At 66.0% G+C, this 18,354-nt stretch carries 21 protein-coding genes; 10 read left to right on the forward strand and 11 right to left on the reverse strand.

Annotated features, from left to right (window positions below):
• Window positions 1-8 precede the first annotated feature (8 nt).
• From QNM97_RS01780 to QNM97_RS01790, 3 genes are read left to right on the forward strand one after another with little or no spacing between them, the layout of a single operon-like run.
• Complete coding sequence (locus QNM97_RS01780) at window positions 9-170, forward strand: CbtB domain-containing protein (protein WP_283823068.1); 162 nt, start codon at window positions 9-11, stop codon at window positions 168-170.
• 40 nt (window positions 171-210) lie between these two features.
• Window positions 211-1,053, forward strand: a complete 843-nt coding sequence (locus QNM97_RS01785) for a CbtA family protein (protein WP_283821335.1) — start codon at window positions 211-213, stop codon at window positions 1,051-1,053.
• A gap of 58 nt (window positions 1,054-1,111) precedes the next feature.
• Entirely contained in the window at window positions 1,112-1,534 is a 423-nt protein-coding gene (locus QNM97_RS01790) for an organic hydroperoxide resistance protein (protein ID WP_283823069.1), read from the forward strand.
• A 171-nt stretch (window positions 1,535-1,705) separates the two neighbouring features.
• On the opposite strand, the gene QNM97_RS01795 is transcribed toward QNM97_RS01790, so the two are convergent.
• Window positions 1,706-2,956 (reverse strand): acyl-CoA dehydrogenase family protein, encoded by a 1,251-nt coding sequence (locus QNM97_RS01795; RefSeq protein ID WP_283821336.1) that lies wholly within the window; start codon window positions 2,954-2,956, stop codon window positions 1,706-1,708.
• A 267-nt stretch (window positions 2,957-3,223) separates the two neighbouring features.
• Here QNM97_RS01795 and QNM97_RS01800 point away from each other — a divergent pair, with 267 nt between their 5' ends.
• Window positions 3,224-4,291: a helix-turn-helix domain-containing protein gene (locus QNM97_RS01800; RefSeq protein ID WP_283821337.1), complete on the forward strand. Its 1,068-nt coding sequence runs from the start codon at window positions 3,224-3,226 to the stop codon at window positions 4,289-4,291.
• Here the strand turns inward: QNM97_RS01800 and QNM97_RS26590 are convergent.
• From QNM97_RS26590 to QNM97_RS01825, 6 genes are all read right to left on the reverse strand, one after another.
• Window positions 4,249-4,401 carry a DUF8730 family Cys-rich protein gene (locus QNM97_RS26590; protein ID WP_502260785.1) on the reverse strand — a complete coding sequence of 51 codons (153 nt, stop codon included), beginning with the start codon at window positions 4,399-4,401 and terminating at the stop codon, window positions 4,249-4,251. The two genes, QNM97_RS01800 and QNM97_RS26590, sit on opposite strands and share 43 nt — an antisense overlap.
• On the reverse strand, window positions 4,401-5,033 hold the full coding sequence (locus tag QNM97_RS01805; protein WP_283821338.1) for a mycothiol-dependent nitroreductase Rv2466c family protein: 633 nt from the start codon (window positions 5,031-5,033) through the stop codon (window positions 4,401-4,403). Before QNM97_RS01805 ends, QNM97_RS26590 begins: the two co-directional genes overlap by 1 nt.
• Complete coding sequence (locus QNM97_RS01810; RefSeq protein ID WP_283821339.1) at window positions 5,030-5,443, reverse strand: DUF302 domain-containing protein; 414 nt, start codon at window positions 5,441-5,443, stop codon at window positions 5,030-5,032. Before QNM97_RS01810 ends, QNM97_RS01805 begins: the two co-directional genes overlap by 4 nt.
• A 48-nt stretch (window positions 5,444-5,491) precedes the next feature.
• Entirely contained in the window at window positions 5,492-5,758 is a 267-nt protein-coding gene (locus QNM97_RS01815) for a metal-sensitive transcriptional regulator (RefSeq protein ID WP_283821340.1), read from the reverse strand.
• Window positions 5,759-5,827: 69 nt separating this feature from the next.
• Window positions 5,828-7,918: an MMPL family transporter gene (locus QNM97_RS01820; RefSeq protein WP_283823070.1), complete on the reverse strand. Its 2,091-nt coding sequence runs from the start codon at window positions 7,916-7,918 to the stop codon at window positions 5,828-5,830.
• Between the two features lie 170 nt (window positions 7,919-8,088).
• Complete coding sequence (locus QNM97_RS01825; protein ID WP_283821341.1) at window positions 8,089-8,847, reverse strand: DUF6882 domain-containing protein; 759 nt, start codon at window positions 8,845-8,847, stop codon at window positions 8,089-8,091.
• A 121-nt stretch (window positions 8,848-8,968) separates the two neighbouring features.
• Between QNM97_RS01825 and QNM97_RS01830 the strand changes: the two genes are divergently transcribed.
• The 4 genes from QNM97_RS01830 to QNM97_RS01845 are packed head-to-tail and all read left to right on the forward strand — an operon-like array spanning window position 8,969 to window position 11,966.
• Complete coding sequence (locus tag QNM97_RS01830) at window positions 8,969-9,571, forward strand: TetR/AcrR family transcriptional regulator (RefSeq protein ID WP_006369697.1); 603 nt, start codon at window positions 8,969-8,971, stop codon at window positions 9,569-9,571.
• Window positions 9,572-9,615: 44 nt separating this feature from the next.
• The gene (locus QNM97_RS01835; RefSeq protein ID WP_283821342.1) at window positions 9,616-10,026 is read left to right on the forward strand and encodes a hypothetical protein; all 411 of its coding nucleotides are present in this window, start codon (window positions 9,616-9,618) and stop codon (window positions 10,024-10,026) included.
• Between the two features lie 33 nt (window positions 10,027-10,059).
• The gene (gene purB / locus QNM97_RS01840; RefSeq protein WP_283821343.1) at window positions 10,060-11,487 is read left to right on the forward strand and encodes an adenylosuccinate lyase; all 1,428 of its coding nucleotides are present in this window, start codon (window positions 10,060-10,062) and stop codon (window positions 11,485-11,487) included.
• Between the two features lie 41 nt (window positions 11,488-11,528).
• Window positions 11,529-11,966 carry a VOC family protein gene (locus QNM97_RS01845; protein ID WP_283821344.1) on the forward strand — a complete coding sequence of 146 codons (438 nt, stop codon included), beginning with the start codon at window positions 11,529-11,531 and terminating at the stop codon, window positions 11,964-11,966.
• Window positions 11,967-11,994: 28 nt separating this feature from the next.
• On the opposite strand, the gene QNM97_RS01850 is transcribed toward QNM97_RS01845, so the two are convergent.
• Entirely contained in the window at window positions 11,995-12,294 is a 300-nt protein-coding gene (locus tag QNM97_RS01850) for an Rdx family protein (RefSeq protein WP_283821345.1), read from the reverse strand.
• Window positions 12,295-12,407: 113 nt separating this feature from the next.
• Here QNM97_RS01850 and QNM97_RS01855 point away from each other — a divergent pair, with 113 nt between their 5' ends.
• Together QNM97_RS01855 and QNM97_RS01860 are read left to right on the forward strand one after the other, a co-directional pair.
• Entirely contained in the window at window positions 12,408-13,295 is an 888-nt protein-coding gene (locus QNM97_RS01855) for a phosphoribosylaminoimidazolesuccinocarboxamide synthase (RefSeq protein ID WP_283821346.1), read from the forward strand.
• A 7-nt stretch (window positions 13,296-13,302) separates the two neighbouring features.
• Window positions 13,303-15,495 carry a S9 family peptidase gene (locus QNM97_RS01860; RefSeq protein WP_283821347.1) on the forward strand — a complete coding sequence of 731 codons (2,193 nt, stop codon included), beginning with the start codon at window positions 13,303-13,305 and terminating at the stop codon, window positions 15,493-15,495.
• Here QNM97_RS01860 and QNM97_RS01865 read toward each other — a convergent pair.
• From QNM97_RS01865 to QNM97_RS01875, 3 genes are all read right to left on the reverse strand, one after another.
• A complete protein-coding gene (locus tag QNM97_RS01865; RefSeq protein WP_283821348.1) occupies window positions 15,485-16,081 on the reverse strand; it encodes a dihydrofolate reductase family protein in 597 nt (198 codons plus the stop codon). The two genes, QNM97_RS01860 and QNM97_RS01865, sit on opposite strands and share 11 nt — an antisense overlap.
• Window positions 16,082-16,201: 120 nt before the next feature.
• Window positions 16,202-17,785 carry a DHA2 family efflux MFS transporter permease subunit gene (locus QNM97_RS01870; protein ID WP_283821349.1) on the reverse strand — a complete coding sequence of 528 codons (1,584 nt, stop codon included), beginning with the start codon at window positions 17,783-17,785 and terminating at the stop codon, window positions 16,202-16,204.
• On the reverse strand, window positions 17,782-18,285 hold the full coding sequence (locus tag QNM97_RS01875; protein WP_283821350.1) for a MarR family winged helix-turn-helix transcriptional regulator: 504 nt from the start codon (window positions 18,283-18,285) through the stop codon (window positions 17,782-17,784). The genes QNM97_RS01870 and QNM97_RS01875 overlap by 4 nt, the downstream gene beginning before the upstream one ends.
• Between the last annotated feature and the right edge of the window lie 69 nt (window positions 18,286-18,354).

The following is an 18,354-nucleotide window of genomic DNA, read 5'->3' on the forward strand; positions in this document are numbered from 1 at the left end:
CCGACGCGATGAGCCTGGCACTCTGGCTTACCGGAACGATGGTCCTGGCCGTCATGGCCTACTACTTCCTCGGCTACGACCAGGGTGCGGTGTCGGTGTTCGGATCCGACACGCACGTGCACGAATTCGTGCACGACGCCCGCCACTTCCTCGGCTTCCCCTGTCACTGATCCCCACACCGACGTTCCAGGAGAAGGTGGAGCAGACACCATGGAAAAGAAGTTCATCGGGGCCGGACTGGGATCGGGACTGATCGCCGGCGTCATGGCATTTGTGTTCGCCCGGTTGTTCATCGAGCCGCAGGTGGGTAAGGCCATCGACTATGAGGCCGGACGTTCGGCCGCCAAAGAGGCGCTCGAAGCCGGAGCCGCGCACAGCCACGGCGGTGGCCACTCGCATGAGGGCGGGGAGGTGTTCACCCGCACCGTTCAGGAGAACATCGGAGCGGGTGTGGGGACTGTGGTCTTCGGACTCTGCATGGGCGCCTTTTTCGCTGTGGGGTTCGTATTGCTGTGGTCGTATATGCGTGGTCGCTATCCAGGCACGGACCCCCGTTGGGTGGCAGCGGCTTTGGGAGCCATCGGCTTTGTCGCGATCTATGCCACGCCGTTCTTCGTCTATCCGGCCAACCCGCCCGCAGTGGGGGAGGAGGACACCATCGGTGCGCGATCGAGTGCGTACCTGGGAATCACGGTGGCGTCGGTGGTGGCGGCGATTGTTGCCGTCGTCGTCGTGGTGGTGTGGCTGCGTCCGAGAATCGGCGCACTGTACTCGGCGATCGTCGGCGCCGTCGGCTACCTTGTGGCGGCGACCGTGGTCGCGCTGGTGTTGCCGTCGTTTGATGAGGTGCCCAAGCCGCTGGTCGACGGAGAGCATGTCGCGTTTCCCGGGTTTCCCGCCGATGTGCTTGGGTACTTTCGCATCTACTCGATTGCCAACCAGGCCATTCTGTGGATCACCCTGACCACTGTGTTCGCAGTGCTCCTCGGTCTACTCAGCCGGGCCGGCGCCAAGTCGTCCGGTCGGGTGTCGCAGCCCGCTCACAGTTTGTGATCCGAAAGCTACACCGATCACTGATCGTTACCACCGAGAAGGACGTCCTATGAAGGCGATGAAGGTGCTCTACACGACTGACGCCTTGGCCTCCGGCGACGGCCGAGACGGGCACGGAAGGTCGAGTGATGGTCGTCTGGACGTCGCGCTCAGGCTGCCCGCCGAGATGGGCGGGTCCGGCGACGGTACCAACCCCGAGCAATTGTTTGCCGTCGGTTACGCGGCCTGTTATCACAATGCACTGCGTCTCGTTGGTCGAGATGCCAAGGCCGACATCAGCGATTCGGCGGTGGGTGCTCAGGTGACACTGGGCATCACTGACGCCGGCGATTACCAGCTCGCAGTGGTTCTGGAGGTGTCGTTGCCGAATGTGGTCGACGAGACGGCCCAGCAGTTGGCAGACAAGGCCCACGCGATGTGTCCGTATTCCCGTGCCACGCACGGGAATATCGATGTGCAGATCGTCATGGCGCGCGACTGACTATCTGCCTTTCGTGTGGTAGCGATGGCCGGTGTTCGTCCGTGAGGACGAGCACTGGCCATTGTGGTTGTCGCAGAGGTGCAGTCGGGCGTCCGTCGCACGACAGCCCGCCGCAGAACAACGGCCGGTGAGCGCCCGTGATGAGCGCTCACCGGCCGTCGACAGCCTAGGTCAGGCCGTGACTCCCGATGCCGAGAACATCGGGTCGTAGTCTTCGCGCTTCATCAGATTGTGCAACTGCCGCCGACGTACACCCATGTTGCCGCCGTCGTAGACCGGGAAGCACAGAACGTCTTCCATGATTCCGGCGATCGGCGTCTTGTCGGTATAGGCGTCGACGCCCACCAGACGCATCGCGTCGTAGACGACCTGTACAGAGGTCTCCGAGGCGTAGATCTTGACCATATGACCGATTTCCTCGTCAGCGCCGTTGGTGTCGTCGAAGAGCTGACATCCCTTCCACGTCAGGTACCGCGACGCTTCGATCCGCATCTTGATGTCGACCAGCATGTAGCCGACGTTCTGGTACTCGATGACCGGCACCGGTCCGGAACGCTTGTCGGTCAACGCAAAATCGTAGGCGTAGTCGAATGCGGCACGCATCCGTCCGACGCATGCCGCTCCGATGGCCGACGCCGTCCAGTTGAATGCGCGCGCCACGATGGCCATGCCGTCGCCCGGCGACCCGATGATGTTTCGCGCGGGGATCCGCACATTGTCGAAGTGGATCCGCGGGGAAATCGTTGCGCGGTGACCGATGGTGTCGATGTAGGAGTCGACGGTGATACCGGGACTATTGCCGGGGACGATGAACACTGCGAGCGATTCTTGCGGAGGTGCGCTCGAGTCAGTGCGCGCCACCACCGTGATCAGCTCGGAACCGTCGCCGTGCCAGCCGCTTCCGTTGGTCGTGTAGTGCTTCTTACCGTTGATGACCCACTCGTCGCCGTCGAGGACCGCGAAGGTCTGTACCCCGGCCTTGACGTCGGGGGTATCGAAGTTGGCGCCCCCGGCGACCTCGGTGAAGGCGAACGCCGCGAGTAGGGGCTGGTCACCGCAGAAGCGCGGCAGGAACTCCTGCTTCTGCTCCTCGGTGCCGAAGCGGATGATCGGTTGCAGTCCCAAGCCGGTTCCAAGAAGTGTTGTGGGAGTGTTGATATCGACCCTGCTCAGTTCCTCCGCGGCAACCGCGAAGTTCACCGAGGTGAACTCGGTGCCGCCGTAGGCCTCGGGGATCAGGGCCTTGAGGAAGCCCGCGTTGACCATTTCCTGGTAGAAGGGCTTGATCTGCTCGAAGCGTTCCTCGGGCTTGTGAAACGATGCGATCGTCTCGGCGACCTTGGACAGCACGGTGTCGGCGAAACCTCGTGCGGCCTCTTGGAGCGCGAGCTGATCCGGGCTGAGAGTGAGATCGATTGCCATGGGTGAGTCATCCTCGTGGTATGGGGGCATGGTGAATGGAGCCGTTCGTGAGAACGGGACTGAATCCACTGACATCGTGACAACTGTGTGCGTGGCTGAGCTTGGATCCGTCGGTCCGCTGAGTTGGATCGGGGCGCCAATGACGAATGAACAAGAATGTCACGCAAAGGAAACCGCTGGACGGCAGCAGCCTGCAAGGATATCCCGACACTGCACTTACGTCGGAATTCGGAGGTCGAGAACATGGGGTACTGGTCTACTGCAGGGATGAGTGCGTCCGACCAGTCCGGCTTCTGGGCCGACGTCGTCTGCCAGGCTTTCACGCCGCTGGTGCCTCGTCGAGCTCGCTCGCACATGGCGACCAGCATCGCCCCTGAAGGGATGCCGGGATGGGTGTCGTCGGCACCGCTGGATGGTACCAACTGTGCCGAGATCGCCGCGTGCACACAGCTGCTCACCCACGGTTCGTCCGAGGTTCGTCGATCCACCGACGACGTGTTGTTCGTGAACCTGCAACTGGAAGGTACGTGTCAGGGAGAGCAGGACGGCGAGCGGTGCACCGTGACGCCGGGGTCCTTCGCGGTGTACGACACCACTCGCCCATACTCACTCGAGTTCCGCGAAGATGACCATAATCTGTGGCGTGCGTTGTCGTTTCGAGTTCGGCAGGAGGATTGGTTCGCTCTGACCCGGCAACGTCCGCGCACGTCGGCAGCGGTGAACGGACGGAACGGCCCCGGGGCGATCGCCGCATCGATGATGGTCTCGCTCTGGAAGCAGCGCACCCATTTTTCGTCCGACTCTGTGCCGATGTTGGACCGCGCATTCACCGAGGTTCTGATCTCGGCGATCGGCAGCCCAGAGTCTTCGGGTGACATCGAGGCCGCCGTCGACTCGCTTCCGGTGCAGGAACACGTGATCGAGATGGCACGCAGACACATTCGATCCGCACTGCCACTCGGTCGAGTCACCGCCGGCGAGGTGGCTCGGGCGTCGTGTGTGTCGGTTCGGTCGCTACATCGGTCGTTCGAGTCGTCGGGAACCACCTTCGCCGAGTGCGTTCGGACAGAGCGTTTTCTTGCCGCTCGGCGGGATCTGCGTGTCACCGATCGTGCCGTGCCGATCTCGGAGATCGCCGCACGGTGGGGTTTCTGCGACAGTTCGCACCTCACGCGTACGTTCCGCGCGATGGAAGGCTGTACTCCGTCGGAGTTCCGTGAGCGCACCGACGGCGACCCGCGGCCCGTCGCTGTTGCCTCAACCGGGCCGTCGGTGTGTGCGCCGGTCCGGGATCAGCGTCGGCCGAACAACTTCCGGCGTGGGGCGTCGGGATGACCGGGGCACCATTGCGCCGCGGGCACCGAGGCCTTCACCTGCGCGACATGCCGGCCGCATCCCGACCAGGTGGTCTTGCCGCAGTCGCGGCATCGGACGGCGTGACACATCAGGCGACCTCCGCCAGATTGGGTGGTCCGGACCGCGGGCGCTCGACCTGCGCGAACGCCGACGTCCCGGCCAGGGTGGTCAATGCGTCGAACAGGCGGTCGGCCTCGTCGCGGCCGGGAATCCCGGTGAGCACTGGACCGAAGTAAGCGCGTCCGCCGAAAACAGTGATCGGACTGCCGCCGGTGCCACCGAGCGTCTCCTGGCTGACCTGGTGGGCGTGGCGAACCGCATCGTCCCAGACGGAATCGTCCATGGCGGCAACCAGATCGGCGGGCAGTGCACATTCCTGGAGTGCCTCGCCCACCAGGCTTGCCGACAATGCGCGCCCCTCGCCGTGGAGTCGACGACCGAGAGCGAAGTACAACTCGCGCATCGCCTCGTCTCCCGCGGCTGCCAACAGCCGGCCCGTGCGGCGCGAGACGGTCATCCGCTCGGCGTGGGCGCCGCCGACCTCTCGGTCCTCGTTGAGAACGACCAGACTCATCGGATGCCAGGTGGCGTGTATGCCCCGACGCTCGGCGACGCCGGCCAACCACCGGGACGCGGCCCAGGCGAACGGGCATGCGGGATCGACGTAGATCTCCACGCTGCCGGCATCGGCATCGGCATCGGTTGTGGGCGAGGCGTTCATGAGTGCACGCTATTGCTCAACGAGTCGATGGCGCCGCGGAGTTTCGTGGCGGCTTTCGCGGCGACCTCGGGGAGACCGGGTGCGTCCGCGACGGCGACCATGAGGTCGGGATTCATCGCCTCGACAATGATCGAACCCTCGCGCGAGGTGTCTTCACGTACCACCACGTTGCACGGCAGCAGCAGGCCGATCTGCCGGTCGACGCCGAGTGCGGCGTGCGCGAGCGGCGGATTGCAGGCACCGAGAATCAGATAACGTTCCATCTCCTCGCCGAGTTTGGCCTTCAGCGTCGCGGTCACGTCGATCTCGGTGAGTACGCCGAATCCTTGTTCCAACAGTGCTTCTCGGGTGCGCGTCACCGCCTCGTCGAAGCTCGTATCGGGCAGTGTGGTGGCTATGGCCAGATCCATCGGGATTCCTTTCTCTCGTCCTCGGAGCTCGTGTGACCAGACTCGTGGTCAGGCGAGTGCGAGGAACAGCTTTTCCAGTTGATCAGTGGTCATGGGCTCGCTGGTGGGTTCGTCGCCGGCAATGCACTCGCGCAGACCGGTGGCGACGATCTTGAAACCCGCCCGGTCGAGTGCCTTGGACACCGCGGCCAGCTGCGTGACCACATCCTTGCAGTCGCGGCCCTGTTCGATCATCGTGATGACACCGGCGAGTTGGCCGTGTGCCCTGCGGAGTCGGTTGAGTACGACCGCAATTGCTTCTTCGTCGCCGACCATGTGGAGTCCCTTCGCTGTGAATCTACTTACTCGCATAATACCCCTTGGGGTATATGCCGAAACGGGCGGTCAGTGGCCGAACGAGATCGCCGGCAGCAACCGATCGAGCCACCGGGGTGTCCACCAGGCCCGGTGACCGGTGATCCGCAGCAGCACCGGGAGCAACACGAGGCGGATGAGCGTGGCATCGAGCAGGACCGCGACTCCCAGGATGATGCCCATCTCCTTGGGCGGAAGTGGCTGGGCCAGGGCGAAGGTGAAGAACACCGCCACCATCACCGCAGCGGCCGCGAAAATGATGCGACCGGAGTAAGCGAGCCCGTCGATCTGCGCGGTCCGCGGATCGCCAGTGCGCTCGTAGTGTTCCTTGGCAGTTGCCAGCAGGAAAACTGTGTAGTCCATGGCGATCGCGAAGATCATCGCGAAGAAGAACACCGGTCCCCACCCGTCGAGGAAGCCCTGCGGGGTAAACCCGAGTAGACCCGAGCCGTGACCATCTTGGAAGATCAATTTGGCGACGCCGAAGGCTGCACCCGTCGACAGCAAACTGACCAGGGTTCCCAGCAATGCGATCACCGGGGCTCGTAGTGCCACCAGCAGGAGCAGGAAGCCCAATGTCAGGATGACGGCAACGATCACCGGGAACCACGTGTTCAGCGCGGCCTGCAGATCGAGGTTCTCCGCCGCGGCGCCACCGACGAGGGCACTCGCAGGAACCCGCTCACGTAGATCGGTGAGTATGCCGTCCATCTTCGGTGAGGACGGATCGACCGACGGAATCGCCTGCAGCATCGAGTATCCGGAGTTGTCCGGCGCGGCCTGGACCGGCGTGACCATAGCGATGCCGGGCGTCTGAGCGGCAGCGGTGGCGGTTGCCGGAGCGGACGGGGTGGGAACGATGATCTGCAGTGCCCCGGGTGCTCCCGGACCCATGTTGTCGGCAACGATCTGATAGCCCTGCCGGACCGGCGCGTCGGCGGGAACGACGGCGATCGAGGGCATCGCCACCTTCAAGCCCAGCACCGGCAGTGCCAACAGGATCAGGATGGCGAGCGAGACGACGGCGAATGGCCACGGGTGGCGATGCAGCAGTTCTCCCCAGCGTCCGAAATGGTGCGATCGGTGCTCCTGCTTCTTCGCCCATGGCAAGGACCCGGCATTGACCTTGGTGCCGAGGGCAGACATCACTGACGGCAGCAGGGTCATGGTGGCCGCGAGGACAAAGACGACGGCGAGCATGATCCCGACGGCCATTGTGCGCACCGCGGGTGCTGGAACCATCAGCACGGCAGACAAACTCACCAACACGGTCAGACCCGAGAGCAGCACTGCCTTGCCCGCGGTCTCCATGGTCTCGGCAACAGCGTGTTCCGGTGTCTCGCGCAGCGCCATCGCCGCACGAAAGCGTGACACCATGAACAGGGCGTAGTCGATACCGAGCGCCAGTGCGAACATCATCGCAAAGTTCATGGCCCACACCGAGATCGGGGTCACTGTGTTCAGTAGCACCAGGCCACCGGCCGAGGCGACGAGTCCGGCGATCGTCAACAGCAAGGGGAGTCCTGCGGCCACGAGCGAACCGAATGCGATCACCATGATTGCCAGCGTGATCGGCCAGGAGAACATCTCGGCCTTGATCATCGCCTCGTGATTGGCTTTGTTGAAATCGCTCCACAGCGCCGAGGCCCCCGTTGGATACACCTGTATTCCGTTGCCCGACAAGCCGGTCAGCGCGGCCTTGTGATCATCGACCGCCTTGACCATCGCGTCGGTGTCGGCAGCGGCGCCGATGATGACGATCGCGGTGTGGCCGTCGCGGCTGACGGTCATCCCCGGTGTCGGGGCGATAACCGGACCGAAGCGGGAGTCACTGCGCGCGATGTCGGTGATCTCGGCGATCACATGCCCGACGGCGGGGCCGGTCACCTGCTGGTCGTCGGAGTGGATCACCACTTGCACCGCGGCCGACGAGTTGCCGCCGAAGTGCTGTTGCGCGAGCTCGCGGACTTGCACCGACTCCGATCCGTTGGCTTGCCATCCGGCTCCGGCGAGGGAGCTAAACACGCTCGGCGCCGCGGCGCCGAGGCCGATGATGAGCAGGAACCAGATGCCGAACACCCAGCGTCGGTGTGTGGCGGTCCAGATCCCGAGACGTCCCATCGGGCCAGGCCGTGTGTCGTCTCTCGCCGCGGGTGCAGGGCCGTCGGCAACGGTGGTGGAGTGGTCGGTCGAGTCCACGGAGAGTTCTCCCTCGCATCGTCAGATACCCAGAGGGGTATTGGTCGGTGACGACGAATATACCCATGGGGGTATCTGACCGCAAGAATGAGTCAGGCGGGCAGCGCGCGCTCCAGTGGGCGGCCGTTCACGTCGAACGACAGCGCCAGGCTCGACCTCTGGTCGGTGAGGACGCACAACGAAATGCCGGAGACCGCGTCGGTAGGGGTCTGAAATTCGTTGGGGCGCTGCCACATCACGTGCCAACCGAGCCGGACCGCCAAGCCGTGCAGGGCGACGCGATGATCGCCGACGGCCACCTCGCCGAGAAGTGTGGGCAGCGTCGCGACGAGGTCGGTGAAGGTCGGTTCGGCAAGTGGCAGGCCGGTCACCTGGACGATCTCGAACCCGCCGTCGGCGTCGTCGATGCGCACGACCGGCCCCGCGCCGCTCAGTTGGGCGGCAACGGCACCGAGGGTCGCGGCGATCAGATCCGCGTGCTCCGACTCGGGGTCGTTCGTGCCGGGCACGCGCAATTCCGGGGAGATCAGGGCGGCGACGCCGAGACGTTCGCCCGCACGCCGCATCTCGGCGAGGCGCAGATCGGTGGGCAGGTCGCGGGAGGCGTCGGCCCAGGCCCACCGGATCAGCCAGCCCGCGGCTCCGGCACGTCGCACCGAGGCCACCGGCGATCGGTGGGCGCGGATTTGCCGATGCGGATCGGTGGTCGCGGTGAAGACCACCGCGGTGCCCTCGACCGTGGGTGTGTAGCTGCCGAGGCGCTGGGTGAGGTAGGTATGCAGCGCGACGCGGCGCAGACCGGCATACCAGGCGCCGCAATTGGCGACAGCGCGCAAACCGTCGAGATCCATGCGGGTCACGCTAGTGCCGGAATCGGCACTGTTGCCCCATCTGTCAGGTGATCGAACGACCGGTCCTTCCCGGTGGCTGATCCGCCGAAAAAGGGGTGGTGACCCAGGTCACCCTGGCAGCATGGTCGCCATGACATCGGCCGCCACCCCGAAGGGAACGAGGCGGCGGACTCGACTCATCGAGGCCGCCGGTGCGCTCCTGCTCGAAGGGGGTTTCGACGCCGTCCGCCATCGTGCGGTCGCCGACCGGGCCAACCTGCCACTGGCCTCGACGACCTACTACTTCGCCTCGCTGGAAGATCTGATGGCCGAGGCCGCCATGTACGTCACCCGAAGCGCCGACGAGGCGATCGCGGCCCGCGGTGCGGCATTGACCCGGCGACGACGCGGAGTCGGGGCGACCGCGGAAGCGCTCTCGGAGGTCTTCATCGGGGCGCAGACCCCCATCGAGGATCTCGCCGCGCGCTACGAACTGATTGCGCTCGCGCCCCGGTACCCGCTGCTCCGCGACGTCGTCGAGGAACGCAGGCACCACGTCTCGGCGATGCACGCAGAGGTACTCGAGAAGTCCGGCCGCCGCTCCGACCCGCATCACGTCGGCTGGTTGATCGCGGTCGAGGACGGTGCCGTCGTCGGCACCCTGGGCTGTGCCGAGACCTCGCCGTTCGAGGCCGCACGCGCCGCGCTGAATGGTGTCGTCGACATCCTGGCACCGCAAATGTGAAGACCCGCAACCGAAATCAGGGGTCGGGGAGAGAAAGGTGAGTCATGGGGGAGCATAGGGGTTCGATGCGCCGGTGGGCGGCATCGCTGGCGGCGGGCGCGGCGGTGGTCGCCGGAGTACTGGCGGGAACCGGGTCGGCGTCGGCGGCACCGACCGGGCCGGTCGACGCGGGTGTGCCGTTCTCGTCGGTGGTTTACGGCACCGGCTGCACCTACAACCTGACGGTGCCGGTCAACTCCGTCGGCGTGGTCTCCTTCTACGAGCAGCGTCGGGGATTCGCCCCGATCTTCATCGGCAGAGCGCCCGCGTATCAACTGATCGCGACGGTCAATTGGACGCCGCGCCGACTCGGCGACCGGATGCTCTATGCGGTGCAGAACGGCGTCACGTCGCCGATCACCCTCGCCCGGGTGCACCAGGGGTACGGCTCCGGGGGCCTGTGCTTCGCCCTGTAAAGACGCCGACGGCACGCAAACTACACTGTTGACGTGTCGAAACCTGCCATCAGCAACGTCCTCGCGAGCCGCTATGCGTCGACCGATCTGGTCGAGATCTGGTCGGCGACCAACAAGATCGCCGCCGAACGCCGACTCTGGATCGCGGTCCTGCGGGCCCAGCGCGACCTCGGGATCGACGTGCCCGACAACGCCATCGACGACTACGAACGGGTCGTCGACGACATCGACCTCGGGTCCATCGCCGAGCGTGAACGCATCACCCGCCACGACGTCAAGGCGCGGATCGAGGAGTTCAACGCGCTCGCCGGTCACGAGCAGATCCACAAGGGGATGACCAGCCGCGACCTCACCGAGAACGTCGAGCAGCTGCAGATCCTGCAGTCGCTGCGGCACGTCCACGCCCATGGCGTCGCCGTGCTCGCACGGCTCGTCGAACGGGCCGCCCGGTACTCGTCGCTGGTGATGGCCGGACGCAGCCACAACGTGGCCGCGCAGGCGACGACGCTGGGCAAGCGATTCGCGTCGGCCGCTGACGAGTTGATGATCGCGCTGACCCGACTCACCGAACTCATCGACCGCTATCCGCTGCGCGGCATCAAGGGGCCGATGGGCACCAGCCAGGACATGCTCGACCTGCTCGGCGGTGACGCCGGCAAGCTCGCCGACCTCGAGTCGCGGGTCGCCGGGCATCTCGGCTTCTCCCGGTCGTTCACCTCCGTCGGGCAGATCTACCCGCGCTCCCTCGACCACGACGTCGTCTCCGCACTCGTCCAGGTGGCCGCGGCACCGTCGTCGCTGGCCCACACGATCCGGCTGATGGCCGGACACGAGCTGGTCACCGAGGGTTTCCAGCCCGGCCAGGTCGGGTCGTCGGCGATGCCGCACAAGATGAACACCCGCTCCTGCGAGCGGGTCAACGGCCTGGCCGTGGTGCTGCGCGGCTACGCGTCGATGACCGCCGAGCTCGCCGGCGCGCAGTGGAACGAGGGCGACGTCTTCTGCTCGGTGGTGCGTCGCGTGGCGCTGCCCGACGCCTTCTTCGCCATCGACGGCCTGATGGAGACGTTCTTGACCGTGCTCGCCGAATTCGGCGCCTATCCGGCCGTGATCGCCAACGAGCTCGACCGCTACCTGCCGTTCCTGGCCACCACCAAGGTGTTGATGGCGTCGGTACGCGCGGGCGTCGGGCGTGAGACCGCGCACGAGGCGATCAAGGAGAATGCCGTGTCCGTGGCGCTGGCCATGCGCGAGGAGGGGCGCGAACCCGATCTGCTCGACCGGCTCGCCGCCGACGACCGCATCCCGCTCGATCGGGCACAGCTCGATGCATTGCTCGACGACAAGGAAGCCTTCGTCGGTGCGGCGGGCCGCCAGGTCGCCGACGTCATCGCCGCTGCCGAGAAGATCATCGCCGAGAACCCGCAGGCAGCGGCCTACACCCCGGCGCCGATTCTGTAACGAGGACACTGGCTGTCCGCGGTGTGGGGAACCATGTCGGCATGAGTATCGACTTCCAGGTGACCTTCGACTGTGCGGACCCGGCAGCGCTGTCCGCGTTCTGGGCCGAGGTCCTCGGCTATCGGCTCGCGCCCCCGCCGCCGGGTTTCGCCACGTGGGACGACGCGCTCTCGGCGATGGGCATCGCCGAGGATCGGCGCAACGACGCCTCGGCGCTGGTGGATCCGGCAGGTGCGGGGCCGCGCGTCTTCTTCCAGCGGGTCCCCGAGGGCAAGACCGTCAAGAACCGCGTCCACCTGTGTGTTCGGGCGGCGCCCGGCTTGTCGGGCGAGGAGCGGATGGCCGCGCTCGAGCGTCGATGTGCCGAACTGATCGACGCGGGCGCCCGGCGGCTCGCCCGGCACGAACCGGCGCCGCCGCTGGCGGGCGGGCACCTCGTGATGGCCGATCCGGAGGGCAACGAGTTCTGTCTTGACTGACTCGCCGGTCCGGGTGAGCCGCCCGTGGCTAGCCCGCCTCGGGATCGGCGGGCGTACGGTCGGCGTGCCCCAACGACCAGTCGGGCAGCACCGAATCGCGGACGCGGCGTTTGAGTTCGGCGGCGTCGGGGAAACCGCCGTCGCGCTTGCGTTCCCAGATCCGCTCGCCGTCGGCCTCGATGACGAAGACACCTCCGGTGCCCGGGCGCAGGGTGACCGAGCCGAGGTCGGTGCCGAAGGTCGACAGCAGTTCCGCCGCCATCCAGTTGGCCCGCAGCAACCAATTGCATTGCGTGCAGTAGGTGATGGTGATCTGCGGTGCGCCCATGACGACCCAGACTGCCAGATCACCCCGAGTCACCTCACCCCGAGCGTCGGGCCACCCAGACTGCCGGCCACCCAGACTGACCCTGCCGACCTGCGCACACTATGGTCGAGGGCATGCGTCCGGCTCTCGACACGTACACCTTTCTCGCCTCCGGCAAGGTCCGCGAGATCTATCAGATCGACAACGACACCCTGCTGATGGTGGCCAGCGATCGCATCTCGGCCTACGACCACATCCTGAGCCCGGCGATACCGGACAAGGGCGCCATCCTGACCGCCATGAGTTTCTACTGGTTCGATGCGCTCGGCGTGCCGAATCATCTGGCGGGCGGACCGACCGACGAGCGCATCCCCGACGGGTGTGTGGGCCGCTCGATGGTGGTGCGCAAGCTGCCGATGGTGCCGGTGGAATGTGTGGCACGCGGCTACCTCACCGGCTCCGGGCTGATCGATTACCGCGCGACCGGTGCGGTGTGCGGGGTGGCATTGCCCGACGGCCTCGACGAGGCCGACCGGCTGCCCGAGCCGATCTTCACCCCGGCCACCAAGGCCGAACAAGGTGACCACGACGAGAACATCAGCTTCGAGGCGGTGGCCGCGCAGGTCGGGGCCGAGTTGGCCGACGATCTTCGCCGCACGACCCTCGACATCTACCGGCGCGGCGCCGAACTCGCCGCACAACGCGGAATCATCTTGGCCGACACCAAGTTCGAGTTCGGGCGCGACTCCGACGGATCACTTGTCCTCGCCGACGAGGTGCTCACGCCGGACTCCTCGCGCTACTGGGAGGCCGCCGGCTATACCCCGGGTCGGGTGCAGCCGAGCTTCGACAAGCAGATCGTCCGCAACTGGCTGACCTCACCGGAATCCGGCTGGGATCGCGCCTCCGATGCGACCCCACCCGCCCTTCCCGCCGACGTGGTGACACGCACCCGGCAACGATACATCGAGGCCTACGAATGGATTTCGCAGAAATCCTTCGCCGACTGGCCGCAAGGATAGGAGTCACGTGACCGACGCAGCAGACACCGACGCCGCAGGCAACACCGACGCAGTGGCCGCCTCCGCGCCGGTGGCGAAGAAGGTTCCCCTCGAGCGAACCCACCACGGCGACACCGTCATCGACAACTACGAGTGGTTGCGCGACAAGGACGATCCCGAGGTGATCGCCTACCTCGAGGCGCAGAACGCCTACACCGAGGCCCACACCGCCGCGCTGGCGGATCTGCGGGCGACGATCTTCGACGAGATCCGTTCGCGCACCAAGGAAACCGACATGTCGGTGCCGTCGCGGCGCGGTAAGTACTGGTACTACGCGCGCACCCTCGAGGGCAAACAGTATGCGATGCAATGCCGGTGCCCCATCGTCGATCCCGACGACTGGACACCGCCGACGGTGTCCGAGGATGCGCCGCTGCCGGGCGAGGAGGTGCTCTTCGACGCCAACGACGAGGCCGAGGGACACGACTTCTTCAGCGTCGGTGCGCTCACGGTCAGTCACGACGGCAACTGGCTGGCCTACAGCACCGACGTGGTCGGCGACGAGCGGTACACGTTGCGATTCAAGGACCTTCGGACCGGGGAGCTGTTGCCCGACGTCATCGCCGACACCGCGGGCGGGGCCGTGTGGTCGACCGACACCAAACACGTCTTCTACCAGACCGTCGACGCCGCGTGGCGTCCGGACACGGTGTGGCGCCACGACATCGGCGCCGGCACCCCCGACGTCAAGGTCTTCCACGAGCCCGACGAACGCTACTGGGTCGGCATGGGATCGACCCGCAGCGACAAGTACCTGGTGATCGCCGTCGGCTCCAAGATCACCTCCGAGTGTTTCGTCCTGTCCGCCGACGACCCCACCGGCGAATTCCGCAGCGTCGCACCCCGGGTCGACGGCGTGGAATACAACGTCGAACACGCCGAGATCGCCGGCACCGACTATTTCCTGATCGTGCACAACGATGTTCGTGACGGTGAGAAGGCCGAGGACTTCGCCGTCGACATCGCCCCCGTCGACGATCCGGCCGCCCGAACCGAGTTCATCGGGCATCGCCGCGGCTTCCGGATCGAGGACGTCGACGCGTTCCGCGACTATCTCGTGCTCAGCTACCGCGCCGACGCCCTGCCGCGGGTGGCCATCGCCGATCTCCGGCGGATCGACGGCATCCCGGTCGCCGAGGACTTCATCGAGGTCGCCGTCGCGCAGGAGCTGTTCTCCCTCGGCCTCGGCGGCAACCGCGAATGGGCCACGCCACGACTGCGATTCGGGTACGGCAGCTTCATCGAACCGTCGGAACTCTTCGAGCTCGACGTGACCACCGGCGAGCGCATCCTGCTCAAGCGTCAGCCCGTCCTCGGCGACTTCCGCCCCGAGGACTACGTGCAGTCGCGTGAATGGGCCACCGCCGCCGACGGTACCGAGATCCCGTTGTCGATCGTGCGCCACAAGTCGGTGGCGGCACCCGGCGACGAGGGTGCGGCGCCGGCCCCGTTGCTGCTCTACGGATACGGCTCCTACGAGGCCAGTTTCGACCCGTCGTTCTCGGTGTCACGACTGTCGATGCTCGATCGCGGTGTGGTCTTCGTCCTCGCCCATGTGCGCGGCGGCGGCGAGATGGGCCGGCACTGGTACGAGACCGGCAAGACGCTGACCAAGAAGAACACCTTCACCGACTTCGTGGACTCGGGTCGCCATCTCGTCGAACGCGGTTGGACGACGTCGGAACAGATGGTCGCCGAAGGCGGTTCGGCCGGTGGACTGCTCATGGGTGCGGTGGCCAATCTGGCCCCGGAGCTCTTCCACGGGATCCTCGCCTCGGTGCCGTTCGTCGACGCCCTCAACTCGATCCTCGACCCGTCGCTGCCGTTGACGGTCATCGAATGGGACGAGTGGGGTGACCCGCTGCACGATCCGACGGTCTACGAGTACATGAAGTCGTACTCGCCGTACGAGAACGTCGAGGCGCTCCCGTACCCCGCGATCCTCGCCCAGACCTCGCTCAACGACACCCGTGTGCTTTTCACCGAGGCGGCGAAATGGGTTGCCCGCCTGCAGGAGTTGAGCACCTCGGACAATCCGATCCTGCTGAAGACCGAGATGTCGGCGGGCCACGGCGGTGTTTCCGGGCGCTACAAGCAGTGGGAAGAGGTCGCCTTCGAGATCGCGTGGATTCTCCAGCAGACCGGAGCCGTCACGCCGTAGTCTTCGGCACCAGGGTCTGCGCGACGATCCCACCGTCGAAGACGGCGGTGTCGATGAGATCGAGGTCGAGTGGTTGCGTGAGGTCGCTGAACAGCGGCTGCCCGCGGCCCAATGCGATCGGTGCGATCACCAGCCGGTACTCGTCGACGAGTCCGAGTGAGACGAGGCTGCGCGCGAAGCACACCCCGCCGTTGACGAGGACGACGCCTGTGGTGTGTTCCTTCAGACGCTCGACGTCGGTGACGAGGTCGCCGTCGGCGAGGTAGGGCGATTCCCACGTGCCCGCTCCCGCGAACGGAAAACCGCCCGGCCTCGGTGCCGATCCCGAGGAGAGGGAGTGCGACGCGACGACCTTCGGGGTGTCGTTCATGGCCGCGGCCATCGGCCCCTGCGCCGACGACCAGAAGGCGGCGACCCCGTCGCGGAATCCCCGCCCGACCAGATGGACGTCGGCCTCCTGCAGGGTGCGCAGCACCCAGGCGGTCGAGTCGTCGCTGCGTGCGGCCATGGCCCAGTCCATCTCACCGTCGGGGCCGGCGATGAAACCGTCCAACGACATCGACATCTTCAGTACCAGTGTGCTCATGCAGGGACAGACCGGCGCGGCGTTCAGAACTCATTGCTGCAGCGGCCCGGGCCGCCGAATGCACGAGGCCCGCACCCGAGATGATCGGGTGCGGGCCTGGTGTGTTGGTGCCGTGGAGGCTCAGTGCAGCAGCGTCGGCGTGCGATCCATGTCCTCTTCGACGAGCGGGGAGGCGATCTTCTTGCGGGGCAGGAAGATGGCGGGGATCACGGTCACCGCGACCAACACCGTCGCCACGATGAACGTGGTACCGAAGGCTTCGGCCGCCCAGGAGAACCACTGATCCGGCGGGTTCGCCGGAAGTGCCGCAGGGGTGTTGGCGCTCGCCTGCACGGCCTGCGCGTACTTCTCCGGTGCGGCATTGGAGCTGATCGCGAGCAGCGACTCGGGATGCGATTTGAACATGTTGGCCAGGACGACCGAGATCACCGCGGTACCGATCGACGACGCGGTCTGCTGCACCACGTTCATCAGCGTCGAACCGTCGGGAACCTGCTTGTTGTTCAGGGTGGCCAGCGCCGCGGACATGATCGGCATCATCGTCATACCCATGCCCAGGCCCTGGACGAACAGTGCCAGGCACACCGCCCAGTAGGGGGTGTCGGCGCCGAGGAAGACGAAATAGCCCATGCCGCAGAAGATCAGCACGATACCGCCGAGGACGAACTTGCCCGGACCCATCTTGTCGGTCAGGCGCCCGGCGATGGGCATGGTGAGCATCGCGCCGAGACCCTGCGGGGCGAGCAGCAGGCCGGCCATCAACGTGGACTCGCCGCGAACACCGATGAAGTACTGCGGATAGAGCAGTGCCGCACCGAAGAACGCGATCATGAAGGTGGTCATCGTGACCACCGCGATGGCCAGCGTCTTGTTCTTGAACAGGCGCAGATCCAGCAGCGGATTCTTCGCGCGCAGCGCGTGGATGATGAATGCGACGATCAGTACGGCGCCGATGATCGTGGTGACGAGCACCTTCGTGTCCATGAAGGTGCCGGCGTCGGTGGACGAGGAGATGCCGTAGAGGAACAACGCCAGACCCGGTGAGAGCATCAGCAGACCGACGAAATCGATTGTCGGGCGCTGTTTCTCCTCGTCGTCACGCAGCACGAGCCAGGCGTAGACGAGGGCGACGAGACCGATCGGGACGTTGATCAGGAACACCCAGTGCCAGCTGGCCTTCTCGATGAGGAGACCGCCGAGGATGGGTCCGGCGATGGGGCCCAACAGCATCGGGATACCGAGGACGGCCATCACCGAGCCGACGCGTTCGGGGCCGGCGGCCTTGGTGAGGATCATCATGCCGATCGGCATCAGCAGACCGCCGCCGAGTCCCTGGACGACGCGGAAGGCCACCAGCGAACCGATGTTCCAGGCGACCGCACACAGTGCGGAACCGATGAGGAACAGCACCAGCGAGGTCATGTAGACCTTCTTGGTGCCGAATCGTGCTGCGGCCCAGCTCGAGAGCGGGATGACCGCGGCCAGCGCCAGCGTGTAGCCGGTCATCGTCCACGCGGCGCCCGCGGCGTTGGTGTTGAAGGTCTCCTGGAAGGTGTTCTGCGCCACCGACACCACGGTCACGTCGAGGATCGACATGATGGCGCCGAGCACGACGACGCCGGCAACGGTCAGCACGTGCCGGTCGAGTGTGGTGTCCGGTGGGCCGGCGTGGGCCGTCCCGCCGGCGGAGGTGGAACTCGTCATGAGTGCACTTTCTGGTCGTGGGTCCGATGGGTGTCGAGCGTGGGGTGGGTCAGGTCGAAGTAGTCGGTGTCGGCGTCGACGATGGGCCGCAGCGCATCGGTCAGCGCGTCACGGTGTTCGGCGGGCAGGCCGGCGACGAAGTCGCTGATGATCTCCTGGCGCACGCTGAGCTGTTCGTCGACGAAGCGTCGACCGCTCGCGGTGAGGCTGACGCGTTTGACGCGGCGATCGGCGGGATCCTCGCGGCGGTCGACGAATCCGAGCCGCACGAGGCGATCGACGGTCCGGCCGGTCGCGGCCAGTGACAAGCCGATGGCCTCGGCGATCTCATGGACCGACATCGGTGCCTGGGCCTCACCGGCCACGAACAACACCCGGATCTGGGAGAAGGTGAGGTCGGTGGTGGCGAGGTCGTCGACGGCGGCGGCCTTGCTCAGGCAGGTCAGTCGATCCAGGAACTCGTGCAGGGCACGGGACGCGGAATCGATCGAAGTGGACACCTGAAAATGCTAACGGCGACGCAACTATCGCGCGAACACAATTATCGGCGATATGTGCCATAGCGCAGA

The organism is Gordonia sp. L191, assembly GCF_030077625.1.
In the GTDB taxonomy this organism is placed as follows: domain Bacteria; phylum Actinomycetota; class Actinomycetes; order Mycobacteriales; family Mycobacteriaceae; genus Gordonia; species Gordonia polyisoprenivorans_A.